Here is a 14,838-nt window from a genome sequence, read left to right on the forward strand (position 1 = left end):
ATATCGACCCGACCACTCAGGAGAAGCACGTGAGACGCTCCGTACCCCTCATCATCGGACTGGTCCTGGCCGGCCTGTTCGCTCTCATCGATGTGATCCCGCTGCCGTCCGGCGATGGCGAGCACCCGCCGTTCGCGGTGGTACTCGCCGGTGCCGTACTCGGCCTGATCACCCTGGTCGGCGTCGTGCTCGCCTGGCGCGGCAGCCGCGCCGGGGTGGTGGCCGTGATCGTCACCAGGCTGCTGTCGGCGCTGACCGCCGTGCCGGCGTTCTTCGTCGAGGGCGTTCCAGGCCCGGCCATCGGCGCGGCCGCTGCGGGCATCGTGCTCACCCTCGTCTGCGTCGCGCTGCTCGCGCCAGCGCTGCGATCCAACGCCTGATCTCGTCGCTCTCAGCCCCACCTATGGAGGAGAATCATGGAAACGACCGTCCCGTCCTCCGCGTCGCCTTCCGGCGTGTCCGCACCGGCGGAACCGCCCGGGCCGCGCAACCCCGCGCTCGCGCTGGCGCTGCTCATCGGGCCATGGGGATTCGTCGTCGCGAACGGCGCCTACGCCTGGGCCACGCGTAACGGAGGAGACGACAGCACCGGGGCGAGCGCGCTCGCGCTCGTGTCGGCCCATCCCGGCCTGTATCGGCTCAGTACCATCGCCGCGATGCTGGGCAGCCTCCTCATGGTTCCGGCGATGCTCGGTGCCAGGCGACTTGTGGGGGACCGGAGCCGGAGACTCGGTCTGATCGGCGCGACCCTGGTGGCCGCGGGATACATCTGCTACTTCGCGGTCGCCTTCACGGGGTTCACCGACTTGGCCATGGTGGAGCGCGGCGGTCCTATCGCGGATTACGCGGCGGTCCTCGACGGCGCCCAGAGCGACCCGTTGGGATTGTGGGTGTTCATCCTCTTCGCGCTGGGCAACCTTATCGGCACGCTGCTGGTCGGGGTGGCCCTCCTCCGCAGCCACGCGGTCCCGATCTGGGCCGCCGCCGGGGTCATCGCGTGGCCTCCGCTGCATGTGATCGGGCTCGTGGCCGGCACCGAGTGGTTCGAGGTCGCGGGCGCTCTTCTGCAGGCGGCCGGCCTGGCCGTCACGGGCCTGCGCCTGCTGTCCCCGGCACGGTGACCGAGGGGATCGAAACAGGCGGGCGGGGTGCTCACCCCGCCCGCATACGTGAGATCTAGCGACGAGCCTGAGGCGCGGCCACCGGATGAGCCGCCTGGGGCGGTCGCTGCGCGTCGGGGGACGGCGAGTGCTCTCCCTGGGACTGCTGGATCTTCGCCGGCTGCATGCGCGGCCTGCGGTAGAGCCAGACCAGCCGCGGTTCCAGCAGCCACTTGAACACGGTCCGGGTGATCGGCATGCACAGCACGATGGCCAGTGCGAACGAGGCGCTCGCGATCGCCGCCACTCCGAGCGGGCCGTACAGCCAGGGGACGCTCAGCCAGCCCATCTCCTTGGCGATCAGCACGGGCACCCCGTGGAGGAGATAGCAGTAGAGCGTGCGGGTGCCGAGGTCGGAGAACCAGGTCTCCCGCCGGGGGACCAGCGAGAGCACGGCCGCCGACATGGCCAGCGCGGCGACGAGCAGCGCCGTCCGCAGCAACATGCCCTTCCACCAGACCAGGTGCAGCTGGGCGTAGCTGTTCTTGTAGTAGATCGGGCCGAGCTTCACGGTGAAGCTGGTCACCAGGAAGATCGCCACGGCCGCGCCGCCGACGAGGACGCACACGGACAGCACCCGCACCCAGCGGCGCTGGAGGTAGTCGAAGTACTCGGGCTTGAGCACGAGGCCGATGACGAAGAACGGCATGAGCCCGAAGAACCGGTCCATGCTGAAGTCGCCGCTGAGGTTGGAGAAGCCCGAGAACAGGTATACGACCACCGCGATGGTCACGGGATAGCGCATGCGCTTCCACACCGGGGTGGACAGCCGCCAGAAGAGCAGTGCCAGCAGATACCAGTTCAGCCAGGCCGGGTCCATGATCGTGAGAGACCACTTCTGGCCGAGGGCGGTGCGGAGCAGGGCGTAGCCCACCTCGACGATCACGTACGGCACGAGGAACGTGTCGACCAGCTTGTTCGTCTTGGCGTTCGAGTTCCAGAAGTTCCTGGACAGATAACCGCTGATGATGACGAACAGCGGCATGTGGAAGACGTAGATGTAAAGGTACGCGGCCCGCGCGGAGCTCGCCGACAGCGTCGGCACGAGCGAGTGGCCCAGCGGCACCAGGGCGATCAGGAGGAACTTGACGTTGTCCAGGTAGGGATCGCGCTGCCGCTTGCGCGACGGCCGGGGGGTGGGGTCCGGTTCCGGATCGGGCTGCCGCCTGTGATCGAGCCCGGCGGGGTGCTGCCGCCGATCCTGCGGGTACCCGGCGGTCGTCCGGCGGTGGCCGAAGCCTTCTTCGCGGACGCTCTGCCGCCCGCCGAAGGGATCGGGGTCCGTGGCCCCGGGGAATGCCTGGAACCCGTGCACCTCCGTCGCGGCCTCCTGGACGTCCCGGAACGCCGCGGCGTCCCGGCGGTCCCCGCCGTCGTCCTCCCAGCTCGTGGCCGGGACCCAGGCGGGTAGCGGGGGCGCCCCCCCGGGGAACTCGTCGTCCGTGGCGCCCGTACGGCCGCCCGGTCTGCCCGTCGTGCCGCCGTGGTCGGCCGGCCCTCCCGAGGTCCGGCTCCAGGGGTCCCACTGGGCGGGCGACGGCGCCGCCCCGGGCGCGGCATCCGGCCACTGCGGCGCGTGGAACTGGGACGACTGGATCGGCGACTGGATCTCCGTCGCCGGCCCGTCCCGCTCCCAGTCGCCGTACGGCTCGTGCCGGCCGAAGGCCCCGGCGGCGGCCGGATGAGCCGGGGAGGACGGATGAGCCGGGGAGGCCGGGGGATCGGCGTGATGGCCCCGGGAGGTGGAGAAGTAGTCGAACTCGGAGGAGGCGGCGGCGGGCTGCTGTCCACCCGGCGTCCCGCCGAGCCCGGCGGCGCCCCGCCTGCGCGGTCGCCGTACCGGGAGGGGCGGCTTGTCGAGCGGTCCCTGCCCGGGGGTGTGGGGACCGGCGGAGCCGTCGGCCGGGGGAGCCGGAGGCGGTGTGGCGGTCATGGACGGTGGGGCGGCCAGCGGAACCGAGGCGTCAGGGTAAGCCGAGTAGGCCGAGGAGGCCGCGTGGGGCGAGGAGCTCGCGAGTGTGGAGGAGTCCGGGCCCGAGTGCGCGGGACCGGGGCCGTGCTCCGCTCGCTGACGGTCGCCGCTCTCCGCCGGGCCGGGCGAATCCACGGTGATCCGGCTGATCACGCCGGTGGGGGCCTCTTCGTCGTCGGCGTTGACGTCTGACTGCGGGACCTGGGCCGGAAGGTGATGACGGATGTCGCTCACGAGAGAAACGCTCAGCTATCTGTGGAAGGCTCGGGCTGTGGGGCTTTGAGGGGCAGGCCGGGCCCTGCGAATCCTCGGATCCGCGCGAAGCGGCCGGCGTTCGGACACTAGCGAAGGCGGCCCGGCACATCACCCTCAACGGGCGAACACGGCGCGTCCGCCGATCACCAACCCTAACGTTCCGGCGAACACCTGTCGCGCCAGGGACTAAACGTAACCGATGTGACACCTAGCGGATCTTCAGGTTCGGCCGAGCGGAAGGAGAGCGGTGACGCCGGGGCGGTTCAGCGCCGGAATACGGAAATATCGGTTACGTCGCTCACCCCGGGCATCCCCTCGAAGATCTTTTCGACCTCGTCCCTCGCCGGCGGCCTCTTCAGCCTCACGTAGAACGTCTCGGGCAGATAAGCGACGTCGTTCGCGGCTGAACCGGTCTCCTCCCAGTAGGAGTGGCGGAGCGTCTTCAGGTAGTGCGCGGGGTCCTCCAGGTAGACGGCCTCGACGTCGGGCAGGGCTTCGATGCGGTCAAGGACGTTCCGCTTCTCGTCGTCGGTCGGCCTGCCCCGCCCCTTGCACGGGTCGGTGGGCAGGCTGCTCGACTCGGGACAGAGGGAGATCCCGATGTCCGCCTTGTCCCACCAGAAGCCGTCCCGGAACAGGAAGACGTTCGCCACTCCCGGCAGGGCCTCGATCCGGTGCCGCAGCGCCGTCCAGTCCCCGGGCTTGACGCGGGCCCGGTACGCCTCCGGTATGTCGATGAGGTCGGGCTCTGTCCCCCTTGTCGATTTCTCCCGGAGATCGGCGCGGGTCTCCTCCCGGCTTTCGAAGCGGATATCCCGTAGTTCCGGCATCGCCCGCAGGCCTGCCTCGATCTTCTGTTTGTCGGCCGCCGTGGCCGCCCCTCCGGCACGGCAGGTCTCCCAACCGGCGTCGAAGTCCGTGCCCCTGCACAGAAACACCGAAAGCCGGCCCGTCTGAGGCCAGGGGCCGTCCGGGGGTGGTAGCGGCCGACCGGACTTCCCGTACAGGTGCAGGCCGCTCACGCCCAGTCCGGCCGCCAGTGCCACCGACAACCCCACCACGGTCAGCGGCCTCCGGCGCGCCCGTGCCCAGGCGGCGGCCCGCTCGCTCGGCCGTGGCCCGTCGCCGGAGTCGGCGCCGAACGACAGTTCCTCACTTCGCGGATCTTCTGGCGACGGACGCATGCGGGGACTGTACCGATCATCACTGTGGGACGGTCATCCAGACGTCGATGTTGAGCGACCAGGTGCCGTCGGGCGGATCAACCAGAGAACGCTCGTCCTGACGGGTGCGCAGCGCCACCACCGGGGAGGCCGTGCCGTACGGCTCCAGCTGGTCCGCCTGGGCGGCGAGCAGCACGGGGACCCGTCCGGTGGCCCGCACCTCGCCGATCAGCCGCGCCACGTCGGCGTACAGCGGCACGCTGGTGCCGGGCGGGAAGGCGACCCGGGCGGCGGGCACCCCGCACACCCCGCGTACGAGCTGGCCGAAGCGGTCACCGGTCACCCGTTCGACGAAGAGCACGGACGCGTTCCGCGGGAGCGCGGCGCACAGATCGGCCGCTGCGGCGGCCTCACCCCGGTTCACCGGTGAGAACGCCGTGCCGATCGACGTGACGGCGGCCGGGACCACGAGCAGCACGGCCCCCGCGACCACCAGCGGACCGGTGCGGCGGCCGGAACCCCGGGCTCGCGCACGCAGCCACCGCAGACCCCAGACGGCGAGCAGGATCAGCCCGGGGATCACCACGGGCACGAGCCGCCGCGAGGCCCAGGGGTGATCCGGCGTGATGCCGGGCCGCCACAGCGTCGTCAACGTGGTCCACCCGATGATCGCGAGGGGCAGCAGCCGGCCGAGCTCCCGCCCCCTGGCCAGGCGATGGACGAGTACGGCCGCCGCCAGCGTGGCCAGCACGACCACGGGAATCCCGACGTACCAGAACAACCAGTGCAGCGAGTCCTCGTAATAGAGGCGGGTGCGGTCGAGCGGCAGGCGGTTCGCCTCCTGCGTCTTCTCGATGAACTCCGCCGTCAGCGCGTCCTCCGGGCTGTCCGGGACCCGGCGCACGGTCTGCACCCAGGGGCGTACGGCGAGGGCCGCCATGACCAGCACGACGAGCCCGGCCGCGACCTCCGGCAGCCGCCGGACCGGCAGCCGGACCCGCCGGCCGAACGGATCGCCGCGCGAGAGCCGGGCCGCCGCGAGCCGCGGCGCGAGAGCCGTACCCGCCGCCGTGAGCACCAGCACGGCGGCGCAGATGCCCAGCAGGGGGTTGAGCGAGCCGGAGAGATATTCGGCGTACGGCCGGGCGAGGACGTAGCAGGCCGTGAGGCCCCAGAGCGCCCCGACGGCGAGCCCGCCCAGCAGCGGCACGCCGAGCCGTCCGGCCATGCCCGCGGGGAGCGATGCGCCGTCGGCGCGGGTACGGGAGATCCGGTGCAGTGCGATGAGCAGCCCGGCGAACGGCAGCACGGGCAGCACATCGCGCAGGCCGTCGATGCGGACGAGCAGGGAGAGTCCGAAGGCCAGTCCGGCGAGCGCGGCGGGCACCCCCGCCCCGGTCCGGCCGGTCGGCGTCTGCGGAGACCGGGGCCGATCGGATCGGGCCCGGCGCCAGGCGTCGGCCCACAGGCTCAGCCCGCCGAAGATCAGGATCAGCGAGGGGATCTCGCTGAAGGTGGTCCTGGAGGTGTAGAGCACCGGAAGGCCGACCGCGAACGCGAGCGCCGCCAGGGGGGACCAGCGTGCGCCGGCCAGGCGAGCCACCGTCCCGGCGAAGGTCAGCACGGCGAGCGCGCCCAGCACCGGCGGCACGAGCAGCAGGCCGGGGATGCCCGCCACCCAGTCGCCGATCGCGTGGATCATCGGAGACCCGGCCATGAACTGGGGGAGGATCCCGTCGTCTGTGGCGTAGAAGCCCATGCCGTCGAACCACAGGGCCGGGTCGGGGCCGCCGAAGTCTCCCCTCGGGATCGGCAGAGAGCCGTGCCGTGCCAGCCAGATGGCGTACTGCGCGTACGTGCCAGGATCACGCCGGACCAGCAGCTGCTCGCCGCGGAAGATCCCGTTGAAGACGCCGGAGGCGGCGGCGATGGCCAGCACGGCCGCCGTCTGCCCGGCCGTCGCGGAGATCGTCTCGGCAGATCGGCGCAGGCCGTACCGGCACAGCAGCACGGCCAGCCCGCCCCCGGCCACCAGCGTCGGCAGCGGCCGGAACCAGCCGAGCAGCAGCAGCGGCAGCCCCGCGAGCAGCCATCCGCTGAGGACGAGCACGGGCACGGCGGACCCGACGGCGAGCACGCGGCCCGCCGAGGGCCGGGCCGTCTGTCGGTGCGGAGAGCGGTCGGTCGCGATGACGCCGAGCGTAACCGCCCGTCCTGACACCTTCTCCCTCAGCGGACTCGAATCGATCGAACGTCTCCCCCGCACGGTCCGGTAGCGTACGCCCAGGACAAGCTTGGGGGCCGCAGTTGCGGGTGACGGTCTTGGCCCGTCGGCACGGGTGGTTTCTGGGGGTTTTCGGACTGGGCGCGGCCCTGCGGATCGTGACCGCGCTCGGCTACCGGCCCGCGCTGTGGTTCCCCGATTCCTACACCTACGTGGTGACCGCCATGCGGCCGAGACCCGACCTCGTCCGGCCCGCCGGCTACTCGATGTTCCTGCGCCTGTTCGAGCCGTTCCACAGCTTCGCCGTGGTGACGTTCGTCCAGCACGCGCTCGGGCTGCTCGCCGGCGTCATGATCTACGCCACCGTTCTGCGGCGGTGCGGGCGCACCCGGCTGACGGTCTCGCTCGCCGCGCTCGCCGCGGCCCCCGTCCTGCTCGACGCGTACCAGATCGAGATGGAGCACCTGCTCGTCTCCGACACGCTGTTCACGTTCCTCGTCGTGGCCGCCGCCTGCCTCGCGCTGCGCCGCCCGCCGTCCACGGGGGCGGCGGCCGCCCTCGGCCTGATCCTGGCCGCCGCGACGCTGACCAGGACCGTCGGCCTCCCGCTCATCGTGGTCTTCGGGTTCTTCCTGGTCCGGTACGGCTTCGGCCGCGCGCGAGCGGTGCGACGAGACGCGCGGCGGGGCGTGGGGGCGTTCCTGCTGGCCGCGCTCGCGCCGCTGGCGGCGTACATGGGCTGGTTCCACGCGGCGCACCACCGGGTGGGCCTGGTCGGGGCGAACGGGGTCTTCCTCTACGCGCGGACGATGGTCTTCGCCGACTGCTCGATCATGCGGCCGCCCGCCGACCTGGCCGTGCTGTGCGATCCCCGGCCTCCGGTCGAGCGTCCGACCATGCAGGAGTACGTCTGGAGCGACGACTCGCCCGTGGTCCGGCTGCCCGGCATCACGTTCACCGCGGAGACCGACGCGCTGGCCGGCAGGTTCGCCTGGCTCGCGATCCGGAGCCAGCCGCTCGACTACGCGGCGGCGACCCTGACCGAGCTGGGGCGGACGTTCACCTGGCGGCGGCACGTCTACCCCGACGCGGAGATCTACGGATACTACGAGTTCCCCGCGACCACGCCCCCACCGCCTGAGCGGCGGCCGGCGATCGTGGGGAAGGAGTTCGCCGAGAGATATGAGCGGGGCCCGATCACCGTGCGGATCGCCGAGCCGTACGCCGGCTGGATGCGGTCCTACCAGCAGGTGGCGTTCCTGCCGGGGGCGGTGCTGCTCGCCGTGCTCCTGCTGCCGCTGGTTCCGCGTCTCCGCCGGGTCCCGCGTCTCCCGCACGGGAAGGGGACGCCGTGGGGTGTGGCCGGGGCGGCCGCCTGGGTCCTGCTGATCGTTCCAGCGGCCACGGCACAGTTCGACTACCGGTACGTGCTGCCCGCGACCCCGCTGGCCTGCCTCGCGGCGGCCCTGGCCATGGGCGTACGCGCCCGCGTTCACGTCGATCCCGACGCCGGAGCGGGGGACCGTTCCGACCCGGAAGGCGGTAAAGCGCGAGTAAAGTGATTGTCAGCGACGTACCGCAAAATGTCCCACTTTTAGTATGATCTGCCGCTGGATCGTCCGGGGCCTCACAGAGTGATCGCAAGAGAGTGGTCGCGGCTCCGATCCCATCAATCAAGGCGCCTCGACTCGCCTCCGTGACCTAATCTCGTGAGCGCGACGGGTGATCGCCGAGCAAGGAGGACACGTGCGCGAGCGGATCAGTAGCACCTCCGATCGTCCGCCTGTGCCTCCATCCGATTGTGTGACGAGGGCCGTCCGATGAGCGAGCGTCGCCGTGCCTCCACCCGCAACCAGCAGAGCGCGCCCATTCCTGCGGACCAGAAGGTCTGGGGGCCGCAGGACTCCGGGGCGTACGGCGGCGGCGCGCGGGACGGCGGTTCCGCCTCGCACGGCCGTTCCGGCGCCGGGAGCGGCGGGCGTGGCCGCCGGCGCCATCGGGACGAGTTCTCCTACGAGAGCTCACACGACGGCGCCTACGGCGGCTCGTACGGCGGTGATTCCTACGGCGACGCCCAGACCTCCTACGGCGACGCCCAGACCTCCTACGGCGACTCCTACGGCGGTGGGGATTCCCACGGCGGCCGGGAGGACTACGCGGCCCCTCGCGGGCGGCGGCGCGGCGGCCACCCGACCGGCGAGGACGTCCGGGCCTACACACCACCGCCGCCGGCGGCACCCGCCGGCGGCGACGACTTCTACGAGGAGGATCGGCCGAGACGACGTCGCGGGCGCAGAGGCGGCGGGGAGGAATCCGCCGCGGCCTTCCCGGTGGCGGACGGCCACGGTCCGCCCGCCGATGAGCCCGAGGGCTCCGGCCGCCGCGGCCGACGCGGCGGCGGAGGATCCTCCGGCGACGCCGCAGGAGGCGGAAGCGGCGGCGCACGGCGTGGGCCGGGTCTGTGGGGCTGGGTCAGCATCGTCATGACCAGCGTGCTGGTCATCGGCACGCTCACCGCGTACAAGACCTATCGCAGCACGCTGGGCCTGATCGGCCGGGAGAAGTCCACCGACGAGCTCGACAAGAACCGTCCCGAGAACCAGACGGGTGCGATCAACGTGCTGCTGGTCGGGTCGGACACCCGGACCGGGGACAACAAGAAGTACGGCCAGTACATGGAGAACGACGGCGAGCGCACCGACACGATCATGCTTCTGCACGTGTCGCCCAACCGGGACGGCGCGACGCTGCTCAGCTTCCCACGCGACTCCATGGTGATGATCTCCGCCTGCAAGAACACGAAGACCGGCGCGGTCATCCCGCAACACCTGGCACAGATCAACTCGGCGTTCTCCGACGGTGGAATGCGCTGCACCCGGCGGACCATCGAGGACCTGACGAAGATCCGCATCGACCACTTCGTGAAGGTCGACTTCACCGGCTTCAAGAACATCGTGAACGCGCTCGGCGGCGTCGAGATCTGCCTGCCCCAGGCGGTGAACGACAAGAAGTCGAAGCTGAACCTCCCCGCGGGGCGCCAGGTGGTGCGCGGCGAGGCCGCCCTCGGTTACGTGCGGCTGCGGCACATCGGCGACGGCAGCGACATCGGCCGGATCAAGCGTCAGCAGGTCTTCATCTCCCAGGTGGTGAAGAAGGCCACCAGCCGGGCCCTGCTCACCGACATGGGCAAGCTGACGGCGTTCATCGAGGCGACGGCCCAGTCCGTGACCATGGACGACGACCTCAACACCGACACGCTCATCCAGATCGCGCAGAGCGCCTCGAAGCTCACCGCCAAAGGTTTCAAGGCGACGACGGTGCCGTGGGAGCCGTACGCTCCCGACAAGAACCGCGTGCAGTGGAAGCAGCCGGACGCGGAGAACCTGTTCAGTGCGATCAGGAACGACACCGAGGTGACCCCGACGGCGTCCCCGAGCGCGGCCGCCTCGCCCGGCGCGAAGCCCAAGGAGCCGACCGTCACCAAGCCGCAGCAGGTCAAGGTGCAGGTGTTCAACGGCACCAACGAGAACGGCAAGGCCAGGGAAGTCGCCGAGGCGCTGGCCGCCGAGGGCTTCAAGGTCGTCGGCGTCGGCGACGCGCGCCGGCCGGACAACACCGACCAGCCCAAGACGATGATCCGCTACACCGGGCAGGGCTGGGACTACGCCAAGGTGCTCACCGGGAAGGTCCGGGTGCGCACGGGAGAGGAGACCGCCCAGGTCGCCCCCGAGACCGGGAAGGTCGTCGCCGGCACGGTGACCCCCTTCACACCAGCGGCCCCCCCTGCCGACGCGCCGAAGGGCAAGGTGCCCGGCCCGATCATCCAGCTCGTGATCGGCGCCGACTGGGACGGCGTCAAGACGCCGATCCAGGTCGGGGACAACGCGGTGACGGCCGAGACGAACATCTGCGCGACCTGATCTCGGACCGCCCCGGCGGGAGAGCCTGCGGCATGGGTCGTACGGGGGCCGGGGGAGCCGAAGTGAGGTCGTGGTTTGACGGGGAAGAGTACATTAACCGGACGTGAGCCCGCCCGAGACCTCTGGAAGCGCCGTGTCTGACGTCGACAATCCGTACGTGACGATCGTCCTGCCGTGTTACAACGAGCAGGACCACGTGATCGACGAGGTCGAGCGCATCTGCGCGGCGATGGACGACAGCGGCTACACCTACGAACTGCTGGCCGTGGACGACTGTTCCACGGACGAGACCCTGGCGCGGCTGCGCGAGGCGGCGCCGCGGTTCCCGCACATGCGGGTCAAGGCGTTCCACCGCAACGGCGGGTCCGGCACGGTGCGCAGGATCGGCAGCCAGGAGGCCCGCGGCGAGATCGTCGTGTGGACCGACGCCGACATGACGTATCCGAACGAGCGCATCCCCGAGCTGATCCGGCTCCTGGAGAAGGACTCGGCGATCGACCAGGTCGTCGGGGCGCGCACCAGCGAGGAGGGCTCGCACAAGATCCTGCGGGTGCCGGCCAAGTGGTTCATCCGCAAGGTCGCCGAGCATCTGGCCGGGCAGAAGATCCCCGACCTCAACTCGGGTCTGCGTGCCTTCCGCAAGTCGGTGGCGAAGCCGTACCTGCGGCTGCTGCCCCCCGGCTTCTCCTGCGTGACGACGATCACGCTGGCGTTCCTGTCGAACCAGCACGCCGTCTACTACCTGCCGATCGAGTACGCCAAGCGGGCCGGGAAGTCGAAGTTCGGCTTCGTCTCCGACGCCTACCGCTACATCCTGCAGGTGCTGCGGATGATCATGTACTTCAACCCGCTCAAGGTGCTCATGCCGCCCGCCATCTGGCTGGTCGTCATCGCCGTGGTGAAGGGGCTGACCTGGGACATGGTCAAGGACCCGTTCTCCCTCGCGCAGAACACGGTGACGATGTTCGTCAGCGGTCTGATCATCGGCTCGATGGCGCTGCTGGCCGACCTGATCGTCCGGTCCAGAGACCATTAGGCGGGCCACCACGTGAAGATCTCGATCGTCGGCCCGACCCATCCCTACAAGGGCGGCGGGGCACAGCACACGACCGAGCTCGCCCACCGGCTGCACGCCCGGGGCCACGACGTGGTGATCGAGTCGTGGCGTGCGCAGTATCCGGCGTTCCTCTATCCCGGGCAGCAGACGATCGACAGCCCGGAGGGTGAGCCGTACCCGCATACCCGCCGCGACCTCGACTGGCGGCGGCCGGACGGCTGGGTCCGCTGCGGCAGGCGGCTGCGCGCGGCCGACCTCGTCGTCCTCGCCGTGCTCAGCCCGGTGCAGGTGCCCGCCTACCGGGGCATTCTGTACGGCCTGAGCGGACGCGCCCCGGTCGTCGCGCTGTGTCACAACGTGCTGCCGCATGAGCGCAAGCCGTACGACGTGCCGTTGATGAGGGCCCTGCTGCGGCGGGCCGCCGGGGTGCTCGTGCATTCGGAGCAGCAGGCGGCCGCCGCCCGTGGGCTCACCGGTACGCCGGTGCGGGTGGCCGCGCTGCCGCCGCACCTGCCGGCGCGGAGCCCGGCCGCGGCCGGCGGGCGTGAGCCGTACGGCAGGCTGCTGTTCTTCGGCATCGTCCGCCCCTACAAGGGCCTCGATCTGCTGCTGCGGGCGCTGGCCCGGCTGCCGGACGTGGGCCTGACCGTGGCCGGGGAGTTCTGGGGCGGCCTGGAGGAGACCCGGGCGCTCGTCGCGGAGCTGGGCCTGACGGAACGGGTCGAGCTGCGGCCGGGGTACGTCGCGGCCGAGGACGTGCCCGGCCTGTTCGCCGGGGTCGACGCCCTCGTGCTGCCGTACCGCTCGGCGACCGCGAGCCAGAACGTGTGGCTCGGCCACGAGCACGGCGTGCCGGTGATCGCGACCCGCGTCGGCGCGCTGGCCGACAACGTCTCCGACGGCGTCGACGGCCTGCTGGTGGAGCCCGGCTCGGTGGGCGCGCTGGCCGAGGCGCTCAAGCGGTTCTACGAGCCGGGCACGCCGGAACGGCTGCGCGACTGCGTCCGGCCCGTCGACCCCGAGCCCTACTGGGCCGCCTATCTCGACACGCTTCTCGCGTGATCTCACCGGCCCGGCGGATCGCGCGCCGGGCGGGCCGGGCGAAGGTACTGTTGGGCACCGTGGAACGGAACCCTGATCACGGGCGTCGTGGCGGTGAGCGGTCGTGAGCGCACAGCGGGCGGCCCAGCTCGAATACTCCGAGTTCCAGGCCGCGATGCTCGACGAGGACAAGCGCCGCAGGAAGGCCGCGAAGATCATCGCGGTGCTCGCGCACTTCCTGGGCAGGGAGAACGCCGATCCCGGTGAGATCCTCGCCGGGCTCACCGTCGGCGACGTCGGCTGCTCGGCCGGGTTCATCGCCGACGAGCTCGCCCGCGCGGGCGCGGGTCACACGCTCGGCGTGGACATCGACGTGCCCGGGCTGCGGAAGGCGGCCGACCGGTTCGGCGCGCGGGTCGGGTTCGTCTGCGCCGACGGCGGCGCGCTGCCGTTCCCGGACGGGTCGCTCGACGTGCTCGTCTTCAACCACATCTACGAGCACGTGGTCGACCCGGACGCGGTGATCGGGGACATGCACCGGGTGCTCGCCGACGACGGGGTCCTCTATCTCGGGCTCGGCAACCGGCTCGGCGTCATGGAGCCGCACTACAAGCTGCCCTTCCTGTCCTATCTGCCGCCGGCCGCCGCCGACCGGTACGTCAGGGCGTTCGGCCGGGCCGACCACTACTACGAGCGTTTCCGCACCCGTCGCGGACTGCGGCGGATGCTGGAGGCCTTCCACGTGTGGGACTACACCTTCCCCGTGCTCGCCTCGCCGGAGCGGTTCGCCGGGGGCGAGCTGTTCCCCGGGCCGGTGGGCCGTGCCGTACGGGAGACCCTGGCGCGGACGCCGCGCGCGGCGCTGCACGCCCTCCTGCCGGTCGTGCCGACGTATCTCTGGGTCGCCACCAAGACGCACCGGCGGCCGCTCGGCGGCGCGCTCCCGCAGCCGCCCGAGCCGGTACGCACGCCGTGACGCTCGGCGAGCCGGGGGAGCTCGGCGAACCGGGGAGCCGGCCCGCCGAGCCGTCGGGCCGCCGGATGAGCGGACGCAGGGTGGTCCGCGTGCTGTTCCTGGTCGTCGCACTCGGGTTCGGCGCATGGGCCGTCGCCGGGCGGTGGGCCGAGGTCTCCGACGGGTTCGCCCGGCTGTCGTGGCCGGAGCTGGCCGGGTCGCTCGCCGCGGTGCTCGGCGCGCTCGTCGCGGGGATGATGATGTGGCGCGCGCTGCTGGCCGACCTCGGATCGCCGCTGGCGTTCCCGGACGCCGCCAAGATCTTTTTTGTGGGTCAGCTCGGCAAGTACATCCCCGGGTCGCTGTGGCCGGTGCTCGCCCAGATGGAGATGGGACGTGATCACGGCATTCCGAGATCGCGCAGCGCCGCCGCTTTCTTCCTGACATATCCGGTCTATCTGGCGAGTGGGCTGCTGGTGGCGGCCGTCACGCTGCCCGTGCCTGCCGGGGAGTCCGTGGCCCGGTTCGCCTGGCTCCTGCTGCTCATCCCGGTGCTGGTCGCCGCGCTGCATCCGGCGGTCGTCAACGGGGTCATCGGTTTCGGGCTGCGCAGGCTGCGGCGGCCGCCGCTGGAGCGGCCGCTCACCCGCCGGGGGGTGCTCGTGTCCGCGGGATGGGCGCTGGCCGGCTGGGCGGCGTACGGCGTGCACCTCGTCCTCATCGTGCGTGCCCTCGGGGGCACCGGGGCGACCGCGGTGATCCTGAGCTTCGGCGCGTTCGCGCTGGCCTGGTGCCTGGGCTTCCTGGCGGTGATCGCGCCGGCCGGCGTGGGCGTCCGGGAGGTCGCCATGTTCGCCGCGCTGGCCCCCGTGCTCGATCAGGGCTCGGCCACCGCGGCCGTGCTCTGCTCCCGGCTGATCGTCTCGGTCGGCGACCTGGTCTGCGCGGCCCTGGCCGGCCTCGTCTCCCGGCGCGCCGTCTCTCCCTCCGGTGCCACCGAGAACGCCAAGCAGCACTGATATTCCGTACAAATCGCGCGTTCGCCGGGCATTTCCGCGTAATGGGCGTGGGTTCCGGAATTCTCGGCTGGT

General features: G+C 71.4%; 11 protein-coding genes. 8 read left to right on the plus strand and 3 right to left on the minus strand.

Annotation, left to right across the window (positions count from 1 at the left end):
• Positions 1-29: 29 nt before the first annotated feature.
• Together ACQP1K_RS05715 and ACQP1K_RS05720 are read left to right on the plus strand one after the other, a co-directional pair.
• Positions 30-380, plus strand: coding sequence for a hypothetical protein (locus tag ACQP1K_RS05715; RefSeq protein ID WP_433499816.1), 351 nt, complete (start codon positions 30-32; stop codon positions 378-380).
• Positions 381-416: 36 nt separating this feature from the next.
• Entirely contained in the window at positions 417-1,121 is a 705-nt protein-coding gene (locus ACQP1K_RS05720; protein WP_433499817.1) for a hypothetical protein, read from the plus strand.
• Positions 1,122-1,176: 55 nt separating this feature from the next.
• Here ACQP1K_RS05720 and ACQP1K_RS05725 read toward each other — a convergent pair whose 3' ends face one another.
• The 3 genes from ACQP1K_RS05725 to ACQP1K_RS05735 all read right to left on the minus strand — a co-directional run bounded on the left by ACQP1K_RS05725 (position 1,177) and on the right by ACQP1K_RS05735 (position 6,771).
• A complete protein-coding gene (locus ACQP1K_RS05725) occupies positions 1,177-3,366 on the minus strand; it encodes an acyltransferase family protein (RefSeq protein WP_433499818.1) in 2,190 nt (729 codons plus the stop codon).
• A 284-nt stretch (positions 3,367-3,650) separates the two neighbouring features.
• Positions 3,651-4,571 (minus strand): permease-like cell division protein FtsX, encoded by a 921-nt coding sequence (locus ACQP1K_RS05730; RefSeq protein WP_433499819.1) that lies wholly within the window; start codon positions 4,569-4,571, stop codon positions 3,651-3,653.
• Between the two features lie 19 nt (positions 4,572-4,590).
• Positions 4,591-6,771, minus strand: coding sequence for a hypothetical protein (locus ACQP1K_RS05735; protein ID WP_433499820.1), 2,181 nt, complete (start codon positions 6,769-6,771; stop codon positions 4,591-4,593).
• 92 nt (positions 6,772-6,863) lie between these two features.
• Here ACQP1K_RS05735 and ACQP1K_RS05740 point away from each other — a divergent pair, with 92 nt between their 5' ends.
• The 6 genes from ACQP1K_RS05740 (at position 6,864) to ACQP1K_RS05765 (ending at position 14,766) form a co-directional block, all read left to right on the plus strand.
• Positions 6,864-8,336: a hypothetical protein gene (locus tag ACQP1K_RS05740; RefSeq protein ID WP_433499821.1), complete on the plus strand. Its 1,473-nt coding sequence runs from the start codon at positions 6,864-6,866 to the stop codon at positions 8,334-8,336.
• 258 nt (positions 8,337-8,594) lie between these two features.
• Complete coding sequence (locus ACQP1K_RS05745) at positions 8,595-10,694, plus strand: LCP family protein (protein ID WP_433499822.1); 2,100 nt, start codon at positions 8,595-8,597, stop codon at positions 10,692-10,694.
• Positions 10,695-10,827: 133 nt separating this feature from the next.
• Positions 10,828-11,730, plus strand: a complete 903-nt coding sequence (locus ACQP1K_RS05750; protein WP_433499823.1) for a glycosyltransferase family 2 protein — start codon at positions 10,828-10,830, stop codon at positions 11,728-11,730.
• A 12-nt stretch (positions 11,731-11,742) separates the two neighbouring features.
• Entirely contained in the window at positions 11,743-12,813 is a 1,071-nt protein-coding gene (locus ACQP1K_RS05755) for a glycosyltransferase family 4 protein (RefSeq protein WP_433499824.1), read from the plus strand.
• A 103-nt stretch (positions 12,814-12,916) separates the two neighbouring features.
• Positions 12,917-13,768 carry a methyltransferase domain-containing protein gene (locus ACQP1K_RS05760; RefSeq protein ID WP_433499825.1) on the plus strand — a complete coding sequence of 284 codons (852 nt, stop codon included), beginning with the start codon at positions 12,917-12,919 and terminating at the stop codon, positions 13,766-13,768.
• Positions 13,765-14,766, plus strand: coding sequence for a lysylphosphatidylglycerol synthase domain-containing protein (locus ACQP1K_RS05765; RefSeq protein WP_433499826.1), 1,002 nt, complete (start codon positions 13,765-13,767; stop codon positions 14,764-14,766). The genes ACQP1K_RS05760 and ACQP1K_RS05765 overlap by 4 nt, the downstream gene beginning before the upstream one ends.
• Positions 14,767-14,838: the final 72 nt, after the last annotated feature.

The organism is Sphaerimonospora sp. CA-214678 (assembly GCF_050942215.1).
In the GTDB taxonomy this organism is placed as follows: Bacteria; Actinomycetota; Actinomycetes; order Streptosporangiales; family Streptosporangiaceae; genus Sphaerimonospora.

Bases quoted from the DNA above. Each gene is read 5' to 3' on its own strand.
- ACQP1K_RS05720 (WP_433499817.1), top strand. From the start codon at position 417: ATGGAAACGACCGTCCCGTCCTCCGCGTCGCCTTCCGGCGTGTCCGCA.
- ACQP1K_RS05730 (WP_433499819.1), bottom strand. From the start codon at position 4,571: ATGCGTCCGTCGCCAGAAGATCCGCGAAGTGAGGAACTGTCGTTCGGC.
- ACQP1K_RS05745 (WP_433499822.1), top strand. From the start codon at position 8,595: ATGAGCGAGCGTCGCCGTGCCTCCACCCGCAACCAGCAGAGCGCGCCC.